Origin of the sequence: Methylomarinovum caldicuralii (assembly GCF_033126985.1) — a bacterium.
Classification (GTDB): domain Bacteria; phylum Pseudomonadota; class Gammaproteobacteria; order Methylococcales; family Methylothermaceae; genus Methylohalobius; species Methylohalobius caldicuralii.
This window is the reverse complement of the sequence record NZ_AP024714.1, coordinates 510,776-524,643: the sequence shown is the minus strand read 5'-3', so window position 1 is coordinate 524,643 and position 13,868 is coordinate 510,776. Positions and strand designations below refer to the sequence as shown.

Annotated in this window: 15 protein-coding genes; 13 read left to right on the top strand and 2 right to left on the bottom strand. The window is 65.5% G+C overall.

Annotated elements, in window-relative coordinates; genetic code table 11:
• Positions 1-25: 25 nt before the first annotated feature.
• From MCIT9_RS02755 to MCIT9_RS02730, 6 genes are all read left to right on the top strand, one after another.
• Positions 26-280 carry a type II toxin-antitoxin system prevent-host-death family antitoxin gene (locus tag MCIT9_RS02755; RefSeq protein WP_317705901.1) on the top strand — a complete coding sequence of 85 codons (255 nt, stop codon included), beginning with the start codon at positions 26-28 and terminating at the stop codon, positions 278-280.
• Positions 280-699: a type II toxin-antitoxin system VapC family toxin gene (locus tag MCIT9_RS02750; protein WP_317705900.1), complete on the top strand. Its 420-nt coding sequence runs from the start codon at positions 280-282 to the stop codon at positions 697-699. The genes MCIT9_RS02755 and MCIT9_RS02750 overlap by 1 nt, the downstream gene beginning before the upstream one ends.
• Positions 700-936: 237 nt before the next feature.
• Positions 937-2,484, top strand: coding sequence for a 2-isopropylmalate synthase (locus MCIT9_RS02745; protein ID WP_317705899.1), 1,548 nt, complete (start codon positions 937-939; stop codon positions 2,482-2,484).
• Positions 2,485-2,500: 16 nt separating this feature from the next.
• Positions 2,501-3,166, top strand: a complete 666-nt coding sequence (locus MCIT9_RS02740; protein ID WP_317705898.1) for a uracil-DNA glycosylase — start codon at positions 2,501-2,503, stop codon at positions 3,164-3,166.
• A complete protein-coding gene (locus MCIT9_RS02735; RefSeq protein ID WP_317705897.1) occupies positions 3,159-4,076 on the top strand; it encodes a LysR family transcriptional regulator in 918 nt (305 codons plus the stop codon). Before MCIT9_RS02740 ends, MCIT9_RS02735 begins: the two co-directional genes overlap by 8 nt.
• Before the next feature lie 6 nt (positions 4,077-4,082).
• Positions 4,083-4,460, top strand: a complete 378-nt coding sequence (locus MCIT9_RS02730) for a PilZ domain-containing protein (protein WP_317705896.1) — start codon at positions 4,083-4,085, stop codon at positions 4,458-4,460.
• Here the strand turns inward: MCIT9_RS02730 and glnD are convergent.
• Together glnD and map are read right to left on the bottom strand one after the other, a co-directional pair.
• Positions 4,446-7,022 (bottom strand): [protein-PII] uridylyltransferase, encoded by a 2,577-nt coding sequence (glnD, locus tag MCIT9_RS02725; RefSeq protein WP_317705895.1) that lies wholly within the window; start codon positions 7,020-7,022, stop codon positions 4,446-4,448. The genes MCIT9_RS02730 and glnD overlap by 15 nt on opposite strands.
• A complete protein-coding gene (gene map / locus MCIT9_RS02720) occupies positions 7,019-7,837 on the bottom strand; it encodes a type I methionyl aminopeptidase (RefSeq protein WP_317705894.1) in 819 nt (272 codons plus the stop codon). The genes glnD and map overlap by 4 nt, the downstream gene beginning before the upstream one ends.
• Positions 7,838-8,004: 167 nt before the next feature.
• On the opposite strand from map, the gene rpsB reads away from it, so the two are divergent.
• Genes rpsB through ispC form a run of 7 tightly spaced genes read left to right on the top strand, consistent with a single transcriptional unit; the run spans position 8,005 to position 13,847 of the window.
• Positions 8,005-8,769 (top strand): 30S ribosomal protein S2, encoded by a 765-nt coding sequence (gene rpsB / locus MCIT9_RS02715; protein WP_317705893.1) that lies wholly within the window; start codon positions 8,005-8,007, stop codon positions 8,767-8,769.
• A 25-nt stretch (positions 8,770-8,794) separates the two neighbouring features.
• Positions 8,795-9,682, top strand: coding sequence for a translation elongation factor Ts (tsf, locus tag MCIT9_RS02710; RefSeq protein ID WP_317705892.1), 888 nt, complete (start codon positions 8,795-8,797; stop codon positions 9,680-9,682).
• 1 nt (position 9,683) lies between these two features.
• The gene (pyrH, locus tag MCIT9_RS02705; RefSeq protein ID WP_317705891.1) at positions 9,684-10,412 is read left to right on the top strand and encodes a UMP kinase; all 729 of its coding nucleotides are present in this window, start codon (positions 9,684-9,686) and stop codon (positions 10,410-10,412) included.
• A complete protein-coding gene (frr, locus tag MCIT9_RS02700; RefSeq protein ID WP_317705890.1) occupies positions 10,405-10,962 on the top strand; it encodes a ribosome recycling factor in 558 nt (185 codons plus the stop codon). The genes pyrH and frr overlap by 8 nt, the downstream gene beginning before the upstream one ends.
• A gap of 9 nt (positions 10,963-10,971) precedes the next feature.
• Entirely contained in the window at positions 10,972-11,733 is a 762-nt protein-coding gene (uppS, locus tag MCIT9_RS02695; RefSeq protein WP_317705889.1) for a polyprenyl diphosphate synthase, read from the top strand.
• A gap of 30 nt (positions 11,734-11,763) precedes the next feature.
• Positions 11,764-12,678, top strand: a complete 915-nt coding sequence (locus tag MCIT9_RS02690; RefSeq protein ID WP_317705888.1) for a phosphatidate cytidylyltransferase — start codon at positions 11,764-11,766, stop codon at positions 12,676-12,678.
• Positions 12,675-13,847, top strand: a complete 1,173-nt coding sequence (gene ispC, locus MCIT9_RS02685; RefSeq protein WP_317705887.1) for a 1-deoxy-D-xylulose-5-phosphate reductoisomerase — start codon at positions 12,675-12,677, stop codon at positions 13,845-13,847. The genes MCIT9_RS02690 and ispC overlap by 4 nt, the downstream gene beginning before the upstream one ends.
• Positions 13,848-13,868 lie beyond the last annotated feature (21 nt).

The window sequence follows — 13,868 nt, the reverse complement described above, 5'->3', positions numbered from 1 at the left end:
TGTAAGCCAGGAGGAGTCGGAAGCTATGCCAAAGCTGTCCAGCCGTGAATTCAATCATAATCCCGGCAAGGCCAAACAGTCCGCGGCCCAGGGGGCCGTGGTCATCACCGACCGGGGCCGCCCGACCCACGTGTTGCTGACTTGGGCGGACTATCGGCGTCTTGTGCAGCGCCAGTCCAGGCTGGCCGCTGCGCTGGGGATGGAGGAAGCGGAGCCGATCGATTTCGAGTCGCCGAGACACGAGGCCGGATTCCACCGTTGCCCCGAGTTGGAGGATTGATGTATCTGCTGGACACCAACTTGGTTTCGGAACTCCGGAAAGCCCCTTCAGGGCGCGCCGATGCCCGCGTGGTCGAATGGGCCTCCCGCCAGCCGGTGACCGATTTCTTCCTTTCGGTCATCGCGCTGCTGGAGCTGGAGCACGGTGTGCTGCTGATGGAGCGCAAGGATGGCGTTCAGGGAAAGCGGTTGCGGCAATGGCTGGAAAATCAGGTCAAATCCCAATTTGCCGACCGGGTTCTGCCTATCGATACCGAGGTGGCAGTGTGCGCGGTCAGACTGCACGTCCCCGATCCCAGGCCCGAGCGGGATGCCCTGATCGCCGCCACCGCCATCGTGCACGGACTGACGGTCGTCACCCGGAATGCCAGAGACTTCCAGGGATTGCCGGTACCGGTGATCGATCCCTGGCGCGGCTGATCGTCTTTGTCTGCAGCTTGGCAATTGCGCCGTCTCGGGGTATATTTCCCGGTTGGAACGGATTGTTTCAAAGCCATGAACATTCAAGACAGAAAATTCAAAACCATTCCCTTCCCGTCCCCCGGTTTCCGTTCCTGCCGGCTGGCGGTACTGCGTCTGCCCCGTTAGGGGCATAGCGAACCATCGTCTTTCTTTCCGCATCCGCAGTCACCGCGACACTTTTCAGGAGCCAGCAGCATGAGCAAAGACCCGTTGATCATCTTCGACACCACCCTGCGCGACGGCGAGCAGAGCCCGGGCGCTTCCATGAACCGTGACGAGAAGGTCCGTATCGCCAAGGCCCTCGAGCGCCTGCGGGTGGACGTGATCGAAGCCGGTTTCCCCGCCGCCAGCCCCGGTGACTTCGAGGCGGTGCAGGCAGTGGCAAGCGCCGTGGACGACTGCCGCGTCTGCGGTCTGGCCCGGGCGCTGGCGCAGGATATCGACCGTGCCGGCGAAGCCCTGAAGGCCGCCAGGCAGCCGCGCATCCACACATTCATCGCCACCTCGCCGATCCACATGGAGCGCAAGCTGCGCATGCCCCCGGACCAGGTGGTGGAACGGGCGGTGGCGGCGGTCAAACACGCCCGCCGCTACACCGACGACGTGGAATTTTCCCCCGAGGACGCCGGCCGCAGCGAGGAGGATTTCCTCTGCCGCATCATCGAGGCGGTGATCGCCGCCGGGGCCACCACCATCAACATCCCCGACACCGTCGGCTACACCCTGCCGCACGAATTCGGCGCCCTGATCGCCCGCCTGATCGAGCGCATCCCCAATGCGGACCGGGCCGTCTTTTCGGTCCACTGCCACAACGACCTCGGGCTGGCGGTGGCCAATTCCCTGGCGGCGGTGTTGAATGGTGCCCGCCAGGTGGAATGCACCATCAACGGCCTGGGGGAACGGGCTGGCAACGCAGCGCTGGAAGAGGTGGTGATGGCGGTGCGTACCCGCCAGGACGTGTTTCCCTGCGACACCCGCATCAACACCCGCGAAATCGTGCCCTGTTCCAAGCTGGTGGCCTCGATCACCGGCTTCCCGGTGCAGCCCAACAAGGCCATCGTCGGCGCCAATGCCTTCGCCCACGAGTCCGGCATCCATCAGGACGGCGTTCTCAAGCACCGCGAAACCTACGAGATCATGCGCGCCGAGGACGTGGGCTGGAAGGCCAACCGCATGGTGTTGGGCAAGCATTCGGGGCGCAACGCCTTCCGCACCCGCATGAAGGAACTGGGCATCGAATTCGACACCGAGGAAGCCCTCAACGAAGCCTTCGCCCGTTTCAAAGAGCTGGCGGACAAGAAACACGAGATCTTCGACGAAGACCTGCAGGCGCTGATCTCCGAACAGATCCTCGAGGCCGAGGCGGAACGGGTGAAGCTGATCGCCCTGCACGTCTGCGCCGACACCGGGGAAACCCCCAAGGCGAAGGTGGTCCTCAAGGTCGACAGTGAGGAAAAGACCGGCGAGGCCGAGGGCAGCGGGGTGGTGGACGCCACCTTCAAGGCGATCGAGTCGATTCTGAACACCGGCGCGACCCTGCTGCTGTATTCCGTCAACGCTATCACCACCGGCACCGACGCCCAGGGTGAGGTGACCGTGCGCCTGGAGAAGGCCGGCCGCATCGTCAACGGCCAGGGGGCCGACACCGACATCGTCATCGCCTCGGCCAAGGCCTACGTCCATGCGGTCAACCGTCTGCTGAGCCCCGAGGCCCGCAAACATCCGCAGGCGGCGGACGTCTGAGACGGCGGTGGACCCGGTGCGGCTCAGATACCTGCAGGCGATGGGCATCCAGGCATGGGTGTTGCGCCAGCCCGTCGGTGAGGCCGATTCGAACGCCGCCCCGGCGGACGAGGACGAACTGTGGCGCCGCTTGCTCGACGAGATCGCCCACTGCACCGCCTGCGACCTGCACCAGACCCGCACCCACACCGTGCCTGGCACCGGCGACCACCACGCCGACTGGATGCTCATCGGCGAGGGGCCGGGTGAGCAGGAGGACCTGAAGGGCGAGCCCTTCGTCGGCCGCGCCGGCAAGCTGCTCGACGAGATGATCCGGGCCTTGGGCTACCGGCGCGAGCAGGTGTACATAACTAACGCCGTCAAATGTCGCCCTCCCGGCAACCGCGACCCCAAACCGGAGGAGGTGGCGGCCTGCGAGCCGTTCCTGCAGCGCCAGATCGCCTTGGTCCGGCCCAGAATCATCCTGGCGGTGGGACGGATCGCCGCCCAGGCCCTGCTCAGGACCAAGGTGCCGCTGGCGCGCCTCAGGGGCAAGGTGCACGACTACGACGGCATCCCCCTGATCGTGATCTATCATCCGGCCTATCTGCTGCGCAATCCGGCGGCCAAGCGTCAGGCGTGGGAGGATCTGAAATTCGCCTGGCGGGTCTATCAGCAACGACTTCAGGAGGCCGATGGATAAGCTTACCAGCATGAAGGTGTTCGCCAGGGTGGCCAAACACGGCAGCTTTGCCGCCGCTGCCAAGGAACTGGGCATCTCCCGGGCGATGGCCACCAAGCACGTGATGCACCTGGAAAACAGCCTCGGGGTGCGGCTGCTCAACCGCACCACCCGCAAGATCAGCCTCACCGAGGCAGGGGCCGCCTATCTGGAACGCTGTCAGCAGATCCTCGAGGACATCGAGGAGACCGAGCTGGCGGTGACCCAGCTCCAAACCGAGCCCCAGGGGCTGCTGCGGATCTCCACGCCGCCCTTTTTCGGCACTTTCCACCTGGCGCCCACCATCGCTGCCTACCTGAAGCAGTATCCCAAGGTGCGGGTCGATCTGGTGGTGCGCGGCGGTCTCGTGGACGTGGTGGCGGAGGGGCTGGATCTGGCGATCCGGCTGGGGGAGCAGCCCGACTCCAGCCTCATCGCCCGGCGTCTCGCCAGTTCGCCGCGGGTGGTGTGCGGCGCTCCGGAATACTTCAAAAAATACGGCCGGCCGCGCCATCCCCAGGATCTCAGAGAACACAACTGCCTCGTCAACTGGGGTTTCGAGCCCCACGATCTTTGGCGTTTCACCGATCCCGACGGTGAAGCCATCACCGTCAAGGTCGCCGGCAATCTCCAGGCCAACACCGCCGATCCCCTGCGTCTGGCGGCGATCCACGGCCTGGGGCTGGTGGTGCTGCCCACCTACATCGCCGGCCAGGATCTGGAGAAGAAGCGTCTGGAGCCGGTGCTGGAGGATTACGAAATGGCGCCGATGGACATCTATGCGGTCTATCCCCACCGCCGTCATCTGTCGGCCAAGGTGCGCACGTTTCTTGATTTTCTCGCCGAACGGTTGCACCCTGTGCCCTATTGGGAAAAGTGGCGCGCGGCCTGAATGGTTATGGATCGCAGGCGTTTTCTTCGCATTCACGTCGATTTACCCGGCACCGTCAGGCTGGCCTCGGGGATGGAGCTGCCGGTACGGGTGTTCGATGTTTCCGGCGGGGGGCTGCAGATCCACTGCGACGCTCTGGACAGCGAGATCATCGCCCCGGGCGGGGACTGCCTCGACCGTCACGGACGTCCGATCGAGGTGGATGTCTGCTTTCAGCCGGAAAGCCGGCCGCTGCAGCTTCACTGCCGCATCGTCTTCGTGCGCCGTCTCTCGCGCGACCGCTATTGTATCGGTCTCAGTTACGCCGATCCCTTGCAAAGCGACGTGATCGAGGTCGAGCGCGTGCTCCTGAGCACCGCAACCAGGCCCTCAACCCCGCCCTAACGCTGTGCTCAGACGCGCCGCCAGTTGCCGGCGGCGGTCTTCGGTCAGAGGCAGATTGCGGCGGTCGGTCAGATGGAAGACGTCTTCGGCCCGCTGTCCCAGGGTCGAGATCCGGGCCTCGTGCAGGCGCAGGCCGAATTCGTCGAAAATTTTGGCCACCGCTGCCAGCAGGCCGGGGCGGTCGGCGGCGACCAGTTCCATCACCGTGTGTCCCTTGGCGTCCTCGCTGAAGCGGATCTGGACGGGCAGGCTGAAGTGACGCAACTGGCGCCCCGGCCTGCGGGTGATCCGGAAACAGTGCGGGGTGGGGGTCTTGAGGCAGCGTTTCAGCTGTTGGACGATCTGCTGTTCCCGCGCCAGCTCGGTGATGGGGGTGCCGTCTCGTTCCAGCACCCGGAAGCTGTTGACCGCGTAGCCGTCGTCGGTGGTGTCGAGGCGGGCGGCGAGAATGGTGAGCCCCAGACGGTCGAGCAGGGCGACGGTGTGGGCGAAGATGCCGTCCCGGTCGCGCATATAGACGAAGACGTCAGTGCTGCCGCGGTGATCGTGGGGACGGACCATCACCAGGGGCAGGTCGTCATCCGCAGTGGCGGCGATGGCGACGGTATGCCAGACGCACTCGTCCGGGTGACAGCGGAGGAAATAGTCGTGGCTGAAGCGGTTCCAGACTGGCCGCACGGCCTCGGTATCCAGCCCCAGCTGTCTCAGACACTTGAGGGCAGCTTCGCGGCATCCGTCGATGCGGGCCTGGGCGTCGAGCGGCTGTCTTCCCTGGCGCAGGACCCGGCGGGTGGCCAGATAAAGCTCCTGCAGCAGGCTGTCGCGCCAGGAGTTCCACAGGGTGGGATTGGTGGCGCGGATGTCGCCCACGGTCAGCAGATACAGATGGTTGAGACGCTCCTCGCTGCCCAGCCGGCGGGCGAATTCCGCCACCACTTCCGGATCCTGGATGTCCTTGCGCTGGGCGGTGACCGACATCAGCAGATGATGGCGCACCAGCCAGCAGACCAGCTCCGTGCCGTGCCGATCCAGCCCGTGGCGGTGGCAGAAGTCGCGCGCCAGCCGCTCGCCGATCACGGAATGATCGCCCCTCTGGCCCTTGCCCATGTCGTGGTACAGTCCGGCCAGGTAGAGGATCTCCGGCCTGGGAAGCTGCGGAAATATGTCGGCGGCGAAGGGCACCTCGTCGCGGTGCCGGGGCAGCCCCAGGCGGCGCAGATTGCGGACGGTGAAGAGGATATGCTCGTCCACGGTGTAACTGTGGAACAGGTCGTACTGCATCTTGCCGACGATGCGGGCGAACTCCGGCAGATAGGCCGCCAGCACGCCGTAGCGGTTCATACGCCGCAGCTGGTGGGTGACCCCGGCGGGCTGACGGAAAATTTCCAGAAACAGACGGCAGGCCTTGGGATCGGCGCGGAAGCGGTCGTCGATCAGGTGCAGGTGGCGGCGGATGGCGCGGACGGTATCGGCGCGGATGCCTTTGAGCTCGGGGTGGCGCTGCAGCTGCAGGAAGACCTCCAGCAGCGCCAGGGGATCTTGCCGGAAAAGCTCGGGACGGCGGATCTCCAGATAGCCGTTGACGACCTGGAAGCGGTCGTCGAGGATCTGCGCCTCGGTCCGGAAACCGGGATTCAGCGCCTCGCTCAGCCGCTGCAGCAGGATCTCGTTGAGGCACTGGACGCTGCGGGCGGTGCGGAAGTAGTCCTGCATGAACGCTTCCACCGGGGCGTTGCCGTCGCCCCGGTGGCCGAACTGGCGGGCCAGATCGCGCTGGTAGTCGAACAGCAGCCGGTCCTCGCAGCGGCCGGCGAGCAGATGGAGGGCGAGGCGGACCTGCCAAAGATAGTGCAGGTCCCGCTGCAGTTCGGCGTATTCGGCCTCGTCGAGGAAACCGCGCGCCACCAGTTCCCGCAGGGTGGCGGTGTCGAAATGGCGCTTGATGACCCAAGCGACGGTCTGGATGTCGCGCAGGCCGCCGGGCCCTTCCTTGATGTTGGGTTCCAGGTTGTAGGCGGTGTCGTGATACTTGGTGTAACGGGCTTGCTGTTCGGCGAGCTTGGCACGGAAGAAGTCTTCCGAGGGCCACAGGCGTTGCGGGGCGATGCCCGCCTTCATGGCGGCGAACAGGTCGGGGTCGCCGTCGAGACGGCGGGCGTCCATCAGGTTGGTGACCACGGTCTGGTCGCCTGCGGCCGCTTCCAGGCACTGGGGTACGGTGCGCACGCTGTGGCCCGGTTTGAGGCCGATGTCCCATAGCAGAGTGAACAGGCGGCCGAGCTTTTCCGCCAGCGCCGGCGGCGGCGCTTCCGGAACCAGCACCAGCAGGTCGATGTCCGAATGTGGATGGAGCTCCCGGCGCCCATACCCGCCTACCGCCACCAGGGCAGCGGTGGCGGCATGATCGCCCAAGTGCCGCCGCCAGCAGCCGCGCAGCAGGGCGTCGATAAAATCGGCGCGGGCGTGGATCAGGGATTCGATGGGGGCGCCGGCCCGGAAACGCCGGGCCAGCTCGTCGTGAAAGGCCTGCAGGGTGTGTTTCAGCGCGGCCGGGGCGCTCATTCGCTGCGCAGGATACGGGGGAAGTCTTCCTCGTCGCGCAGGGTCAGAACCGCGACCCCGTCTTCGGTCACCGCCAGGGTGTGTTCCCACTGGGCCGAAAGACTGCGGTCTTTGGTGACGACGGTCCAGCCGTCCGGCAACAGTTTCACCTGACGTTTGCCGGCGTTGACCATCGGCTCGATGGTGAAGGTCATGCCCGGTTCCAGGATGACGCCGGTGTCCGGCTTGCCGTAGTGGAGCACCTGGGGCTCTTCGTGGAATTCGCGGCCGATGCCGTGGCCGCAGAATTCCCGCACCACCGAGTAGCCCTGGGACTCGACGTATTTCTGGATCACGTGGCCGATCTGGCCCAGGTCCACCCCGGGACGGACTTCGCGGATACCGCGGTACAGCGCCTCCTGGGCCACGTTCACCAGGCGCTTGGCCTTCATCGAGGGCTCACCGACGAAGAACATCTTGCTGGTGTCCCCGTGCCAGCCGTCCTTGATGACGGTGATGTCGATGTTGATGATGTCGCCGTTCTTGAGCCGCTTGTTGCCGGGGATGCCGTGGCACACCTGGTGGTTCACCGAGGTGCAGATGGACTTGGGAAAGCCGCGGTAGTTGAGGGGTGCCGGAATCGCTTTCTGCTCCTCGACGATGTACTCGTGGCACAGCCGGTCCAGTGTCTCCGTGGTCACCCCCGGTTTGACGTAGGGGGCGATGAAATCGAGCACCTCGGCGGCGAGTCGGCCCGCGACGCGCATCTTTTCCAGTTCTTCCGGGGTCTTGAGGTGAAAGTCGCGGCGCCGGCGGCGCAGGGGTCCGTGTTGCATAAGGCGTTGTCGCAAGATGGGGTTTCGTGGTATAAACTTCGGCTATTTTAACAGCAATCCACACACCTATCGACACGGCCGGCGGGGTGCTTGTTCCAGAAGATGGAACAGGTCGCCGGGCGGGATGGGTGGAGGCTTAACCCCAACCGACAATCAGGAGTGAATCCATGGTAGACGTCACCATGCGCGAGCTGCTCGAGGCGGGCGTGCATTTCGGCCATCAGAAGCGCTATTGGAACCCCAAAATGGCCCCCTACATCTACGGGGTCCGCGCCGGCATCCACATCATCAACCTGGAAAAGACCCTGCCGCTGCTCAAGCAGGCGATGAACTTCCTCGAGGACACCGCCGCCAACAAGGGCGTGGTGCTGTTCGTGGGCACCAAGAAGACCGCCCAGAAGGCGGTGCAGGAAGAGGCGACCCGCTGCGGCATGCCCTACGTGAACCACCGCTGGCTCGGCGGCACCCTGACCAATTTCAAGACCATCCGCCAGTCGGTCAAGCGCCTGAAAGAGCTGGAGGCCATGCGTGACGACGGCAGCCTGCAGCGCTTCAGCAAGCGCGAGGCCCTGGAGCTGATGCGGGAGCTGGAAAAGCTCGAGCGCAGCCTCGGCGGTATCAAGGACATGAACGACCTGCCTGACGTGCTGTTCGTCCTCGACGTCGGCCAGGAGTACATCGCCGTCAAGGAGGCGAAGAAGCTGGGCATTCCGGTGGTCGGCGTGGTCGACACCAACAACGATCCCAGCGGCATCGATTACATCATTCCCGGCAACGACGACTCCATCCGCGCCATTCAGCTGTACTGCCGCCTGGCGGCGACGGCGATTCTGGAAGGCAAGGCCAGCCAGGTGGAGATGGTCGCGGCCGCCGACGAGTTCGTCGAGGCGCCGGAAGAAAACGCCGCGGCGGAATCCGCCGCCCAGGACTGAAATCCAAGCGAGAGGTAAGCGAGAGATGAGCAATATTACCGCTGCCATGGTCAAGGCGCTGCGTGAGCGCACCGGCGCCGGCATGATGGAATGCAAGAAGGCCCTGGTGGAAACCGGCGGCGACATCGAGGCCGCCATCGAGCACATGCGCAAGGCCGGGCTGGCCAAGGCCGACAAGAAGGCCGGCCGCACCGCCGCCGAAGGCAAGATCGCCATCAAGGTGTCCGACGACGGCAAGCGCGCCGTGATCCTGGAGGTCAACAGCGAGACCGACTTCGTCGCCAAGAACGAGGACTTCCTCAAGTTCGTCGACAAGGTCGCCCAGCGCGCCCTGGAAACCGGCGTCGAGACCGTCGAGCAACTGCTCGAGACCCCGATCGAGGAGGGCGGTCCCACCGTCGAGGAGGCCCGCCGCGAGCTGGTGGCCAAGCTGGGCGAGAACATCGCCATCCGCCGCCTGATGAAGTTCGAGACCGAGGCCGGCAAGCTGGCCTGCTATCTCCACGGCAACCGCATCGGCGTGGTGGTGGAGATGGAGGGCGGCGACGATGACTTGGCCAAGGACATCGCCATGCACATCGCTGCCAGCAAGCCGGTGTGCGTGGAGGAGAAGGACGTGCCGGCCGAAACCCTGGAAAAGGAAAAGGAAATCTTCACTGCCCAGGCCGAGGCCAGCGGCAAGCCGGCCAACATCGTCGAGAAAATGGTGGAAGGCCGTCTGCGCAAGTTCCTCAAGGAGGTCACTTTGCTGGGCCAGCCTTTCGTCAAGGATCCCGATCTGAGCGTCGGCCAGCTGCTGGATCAGAAGGGCGCCAGGGTGGTCCGCTTCGTCCGCTTCGAGGTCGGGGAAGGCATCGAGAAGCAGCAGGCCGACTTCGCCGAGGAAGTGATGGCCCAGGTCCGCGGCGACTGACATGGAACCGCGCTACCGCCGGATCTTACTGAAGCTCAGCGGCGAAGCGCTGATGGGGGAACGGGAGTCCGGCCTCGACGCCGGCCCCGTCCGCCGTCTGGCCAGGGAAATCGTGCAGCTGCGCGGCATCGGGGTCGAGGTCGGCCTGGTGATCGGCGGCGGCAACATCATCCGCGGCGCCCAGCTGGCCTCCGAGGGGCTCGACCGGGTCACCGGCGATCACATGGGCATGCTGGCCACGGTCATCAACGCCCTGGCGATGCAGGATGCCATCGAGCACCTGGGGCAGCCGGTGCGGGTGATGTCGGCCCTGAAGGTCAACCAGGTGTGTGAGGACTACATCCGCCGCCGTGCCGTGCGCCATCTGGAGAAGGGGCGGGTGGTGATCTTCGCCGCCGGGCTCGGCAATCCCTTCTTCACCACCGATTCCGCCGCCAGCCTGCGGGCCATCGAGATCGACGCCGATCTGCTGATCAAGGCCACCAAGGTGGACGGCGTCTATAGCGCCGATCCCTTCAAGGACCCGGCCGCGGAGAAAATTCCCTATCTGACCTACGACGAGGCCCTCCAGCGCCGGCTGGCGGTGATGGACACCACCGCGCTGGTGCTGTGCCGCGATCACAACCTGCCCCTGCGGGTGATGAACGTGTTCGAACCGGGGGCGATTATGCGGCTGGTCCAGGGCGAGGACATCGGTTCACTCATCGACACGGGGAGGCACGATGATTGAGGACATACTCAAAGAAGCCAAGGCCAAGATGGAGAAGACCGTCGTGGCCATCAAGCAGGAGTTGGCCAAGATCCGCACCGGCCGCGCCCATCCCAGCCTGCTCGACCACATCAGGGTGAGCTACTACGGCAGCGAGGTGCCAATCAGCCAGGTGGCCAACGTCGCCGTGGAGGACGCCCGTACCCTGACTATCACCCCGTGGGAGCGCAACATGGTGGCGGTGATCGAGAAGGCGATCATGGAATCGGATCTGGGCATCAACCCCATGACCGCCGGAACCGTCATCCGGGTGCCGCTGCCGGCGCTGACCGAGGAGCGCCGCAAGGAGCTGGTCAAGGTCGCCCGCCACGAGGCTGAACAGGGCCGCATCGCCATCCGCAACATCCGCCGCGAGGCCAACCAGGAGTTGAAAGAGGCGCTCAAGGAAAAGCTCATCACCGAGGACGAGGAGCGCCGCGCCGAAGAGCAGATCCAGAAGCTGACCGACGACTACATCAAGAAGATCGACGCTGTCCTGGCGGAGAAGGAAAAAGACCTGCTGTCGCTGTAGCCATTCTGCATGACCCAAGCCCTGCCAGAGGAATCCACGTTGCCCCGTCACGTTGCCATCATCATGGATGGTAACGGCCGCTGGGCGCGGCGCCGTCATCTGCCCCGGACCGCCGGCCACCAGGCGGGGGTGACCGCGGTCCGCAAGACCGTGGAGCATTGCGCCAGGCGGGGCATCGAAGTCCTGACCCTGTTCGCCTTCAGCAGCGAGAACTGGCGCCGGCCTGCGGAGGAGGTCAGCGTCCTGATGCGGCTGTTCGAAATGGCCCTGGCCCGCGAGTCCCGCAAGCTCGGCGAGAACGGCATCCGCCTGCGCGTCATCGGCGACCGCAGCGCCTTCTCCCCCGCGCTGCAGGCGAAGATCGCCGAGGCCGAGGCGCTGACCGCAGGCAACGACCGCATGACCCTGCTCATCGCCGCCAACTACGGCGGCCGCTGGGATATCGCCCAGGCGGTCCGTAGGCTCGCCCGTGAGGTGGCGGAGGGGCGGCTGAGCCCGGACGACATCGACGAGAATAGGCTGGCCGCCCATCTGTCCTTTGCCGATCTGCCGGAGCCGGACCTGTTCATCCGTACCGGCGGCGAGCTGCGGATCAGCAATTTTTTGCTGTGGCAGCTGGCCTACACCGAACTGTATTTCACCGGAGTGCTGTGGCCGGACTTCGACGAGGCGGAACTGGACAAGGCCCTGGCCGAATACGCCCGCCGCGAGCGCCGTTTCGGCCATACCAGCGAGCAGGTGGCGCGCAGGCTGTCGGCATCGAGCGCCTGAATCTCATAACGATAAAGAAGATCAAGAGCCATGGCTGAAACCACCACCTCCCCATCTTCCCTCTGGAACCGCAATCTGATGTTGCGGGTCGCCACCGCCGCGGTACTGATTCCCCTGGTGCTGGGGGCGGCCTACTATCTGCCGGTCAAAGGCTTTCTCATCGCCTGGGGTGTGGTCATCCTCGCCGCCGCCTGGGAATGGAGCGCCCTGGCGGGGATCCGCAAAGTTCCGGGAAGGATCGTTTTCGTCGCCCTAGTGCTGGCGTTCCAGATACTGGCCTGGTACTGGCCCAAGCTGATCGGCTGGCTGGCGGCGACCACGGGGCAGTCGTGGCTGATGAAGGCGGTGTTGGCCCTCGACCACATTGTCTGGCCGGCGCTGCTGTTCTGGCTCGGCTTCGGTTTCTATCTGCGCACCTGGCCGGAGCGGCTGGTGAAGCAAGTCTGGTCCCGCGGGATGCGGGTCTTCGTCGCCTGGTTCGTCCTCTGTACCGCCTGGCTGATCATGGCGCGCCTGCGGGCCAATTTCGGCAACGCCTCCATCCTCTACCTGCTGCTGCTGGTGTGGATCGCCGACAGCACCGCCTATTTCGCCGGCCGCAAGTGGGGCCGGACGCCGCTGGCGCCGGCCATCAGTCCGGGCAAGACCCTGGAGGGCGTTTATGGCGCCCTGTTGGCCTGCGCCCTGTTCGCCGCCGGGATCGGCTATTTCTTCCTGGAGTTTTCCATCAAGGATGTGCTCGACTTTACCCTGCTGGCGCTGATCGCGGTGCTGGTTTCCGTTTGCGGCGACCTGCTGGTGAGCCTGTACAAGCGCTGGGCCGGGGTCAAGGATTCCGGCCGGCTGCTGCCGGGCCACGGCGGACTGCTCGACCGCATCGACAGCCTGCTGGCGGCCGGCTGTGTCCTCTATGCCGGCTTCTACGGACGGGAGATTTTCTGGTGAAAGGGTTGTGCATCCTCGGCGCCACCGGCTCGATCGGGGTCAGCACCCTTGATGTGGTGGCACGCCACCCGGAGCGATACCGGGTGGTGGCGTTGACCGGCCACCGCCGTATCGAAGACCTGTACCGCCAGTGCCTGCGCCACCGCCCCGCCTATGCCGTGGTGGGCGAGGAAGGCGATGCCGCCGCGCTGCAGCAGCGCTTGGGTGAGGCCGGGCTGGACACCCAGGTATTGCACGGCCAAGAAGGGCTGACCACCGTGGCCACCCTGCCTGAGGTCGATTACGTCATGGCCGCCATCGTCGGCGCCGCCGGCCTGCTGCCGACGCTGGCGGCGGCCCGGGCCGGCAAGCGCATTCTGCTGGCCAACAAGGAGGCGCTGGTGGTTTCCGGGCCGGTGTTCATGGAGGCGGTGCGGGAGGCGGACGCGGAACTGCTGCCCATCGACAGCGAGCACAACGCCATCTTCCAGTGCATGCCCGCCGGCTACCGCGCCGGGCATCCCCCGGCGGCGGTGCGCCGGATCCTGCTGACCGCCTCGGGCGGGCCGTTCCTCGACACGCCGCTGGAGCGCCTTCCCCACGTCACCCCGGAACAGGCGGTGGCCCACCCCAAGTGGGACATGGGCAAGAAGATCTCGGTGGATTCGGCCACCATGATGAACAAGGGCCTGGAGGTCATCGAAGCCTGTCTGCTTTTCGATCTGCCCCCGGAGCGCATCCAGGTGGTGATTCACCCCCAGAGCGTGGTCCACTCCCTGGTGGATTACGACGACGGCTCGGTGCTGGCCGAGCTGGGCAACCCCGACATGCGCATTCCCATCGCCTACGGCATGGCCTGGCCTGAGCGGATCGATTCCGGGGTGGAACCGCTGGATCTGTTCGATGTGGCGCGGCTGGATTTCCGCGAGCCGGATTTCGACCGTTTCCCCTGTCTTAAGCTGGCCTTCGAGGCCGCCCGTGCCGGCGGCACCGCCCCGGCCCTGCTCAACGCCGCCAACGAAGTGGCGGTGGCTGCCTTCCTGGAACGCCGCATCCCCTTCACCGCCATCGCCGAGGTCATCGCCGCCACCCTGGACGCCATCCCCGCCAGCACCGCCGCCGATCTCGACAGCGTCCTGGCGGCCGACGCCGAGGCGCGCCGTCATGCGGAAAGCCTGGTTGCCCGCTAACCCAATCCGCCGAGGTGGATC

Excerpts from the sequence above, each read along its gene's own strand:
- frr (WP_317705890.1), top strand. The coding sequence starts at position 10,405 with ATGATTGAGGACATACTCAAAGAAGCCAAGGCCAAGATGGAGAAGACC.
- glnD (WP_317705895.1), bottom strand. The coding sequence starts at position 7,022 with ATGAGCGCCCCGGCCGCGCTGAAACACACCCTGCAGGCCTTTCACGAC.
- MCIT9_RS02755 (WP_317705901.1), top strand. The coding sequence starts at position 26 with ATGCCAAAGCTGTCCAGCCGTGAATTCAATCATAATCCCGGCAAGGCC.
- MCIT9_RS02745 (WP_317705899.1), top strand. The coding sequence starts at position 937 with ATGAGCAAAGACCCGTTGATCATCTTCGACACCACCCTGCGCGACGGC.
- tsf (WP_317705892.1), top strand. The coding sequence starts at position 8,795 with ATGAGCAATATTACCGCTGCCATGGTCAAGGCGCTGCGTGAGCGCACC.
- map (WP_317705894.1), bottom strand. The coding sequence starts at position 7,837 with ATGCAACACGGACCCCTGCGCCGCCGGCGCCGCGACTTTCACCTCAAG.
- MCIT9_RS02690 (WP_317705888.1), top strand. The coding sequence starts at position 11,764 with ATGGCTGAAACCACCACCTCCCCATCTTCCCTCTGGAACCGCAATCTG.
- MCIT9_RS02735 (WP_317705897.1), top strand. The coding sequence starts at position 3,159 with ATGGATAAGCTTACCAGCATGAAGGTGTTCGCCAGGGTGGCCAAACAC.
- MCIT9_RS02750 (WP_317705900.1), top strand. The coding sequence starts at position 280 with ATGTATCTGCTGGACACCAACTTGGTTTCGGAACTCCGGAAAGCCCCT.
- MCIT9_RS02730 (WP_317705896.1), top strand. The coding sequence starts at position 4,083 with ATGGATCGCAGGCGTTTTCTTCGCATTCACGTCGATTTACCCGGCACC.
- uppS (WP_317705889.1), top strand. The coding sequence starts at position 10,972 with ATGACCCAAGCCCTGCCAGAGGAATCCACGTTGCCCCGTCACGTTGCC.
- pyrH (WP_317705891.1), top strand. The coding sequence starts at position 9,684 with ATGGAACCGCGCTACCGCCGGATCTTACTGAAGCTCAGCGGCGAAGCG.
- rpsB (WP_317705893.1), top strand. The coding sequence starts at position 8,005 with ATGGTAGACGTCACCATGCGCGAGCTGCTCGAGGCGGGCGTGCATTTC.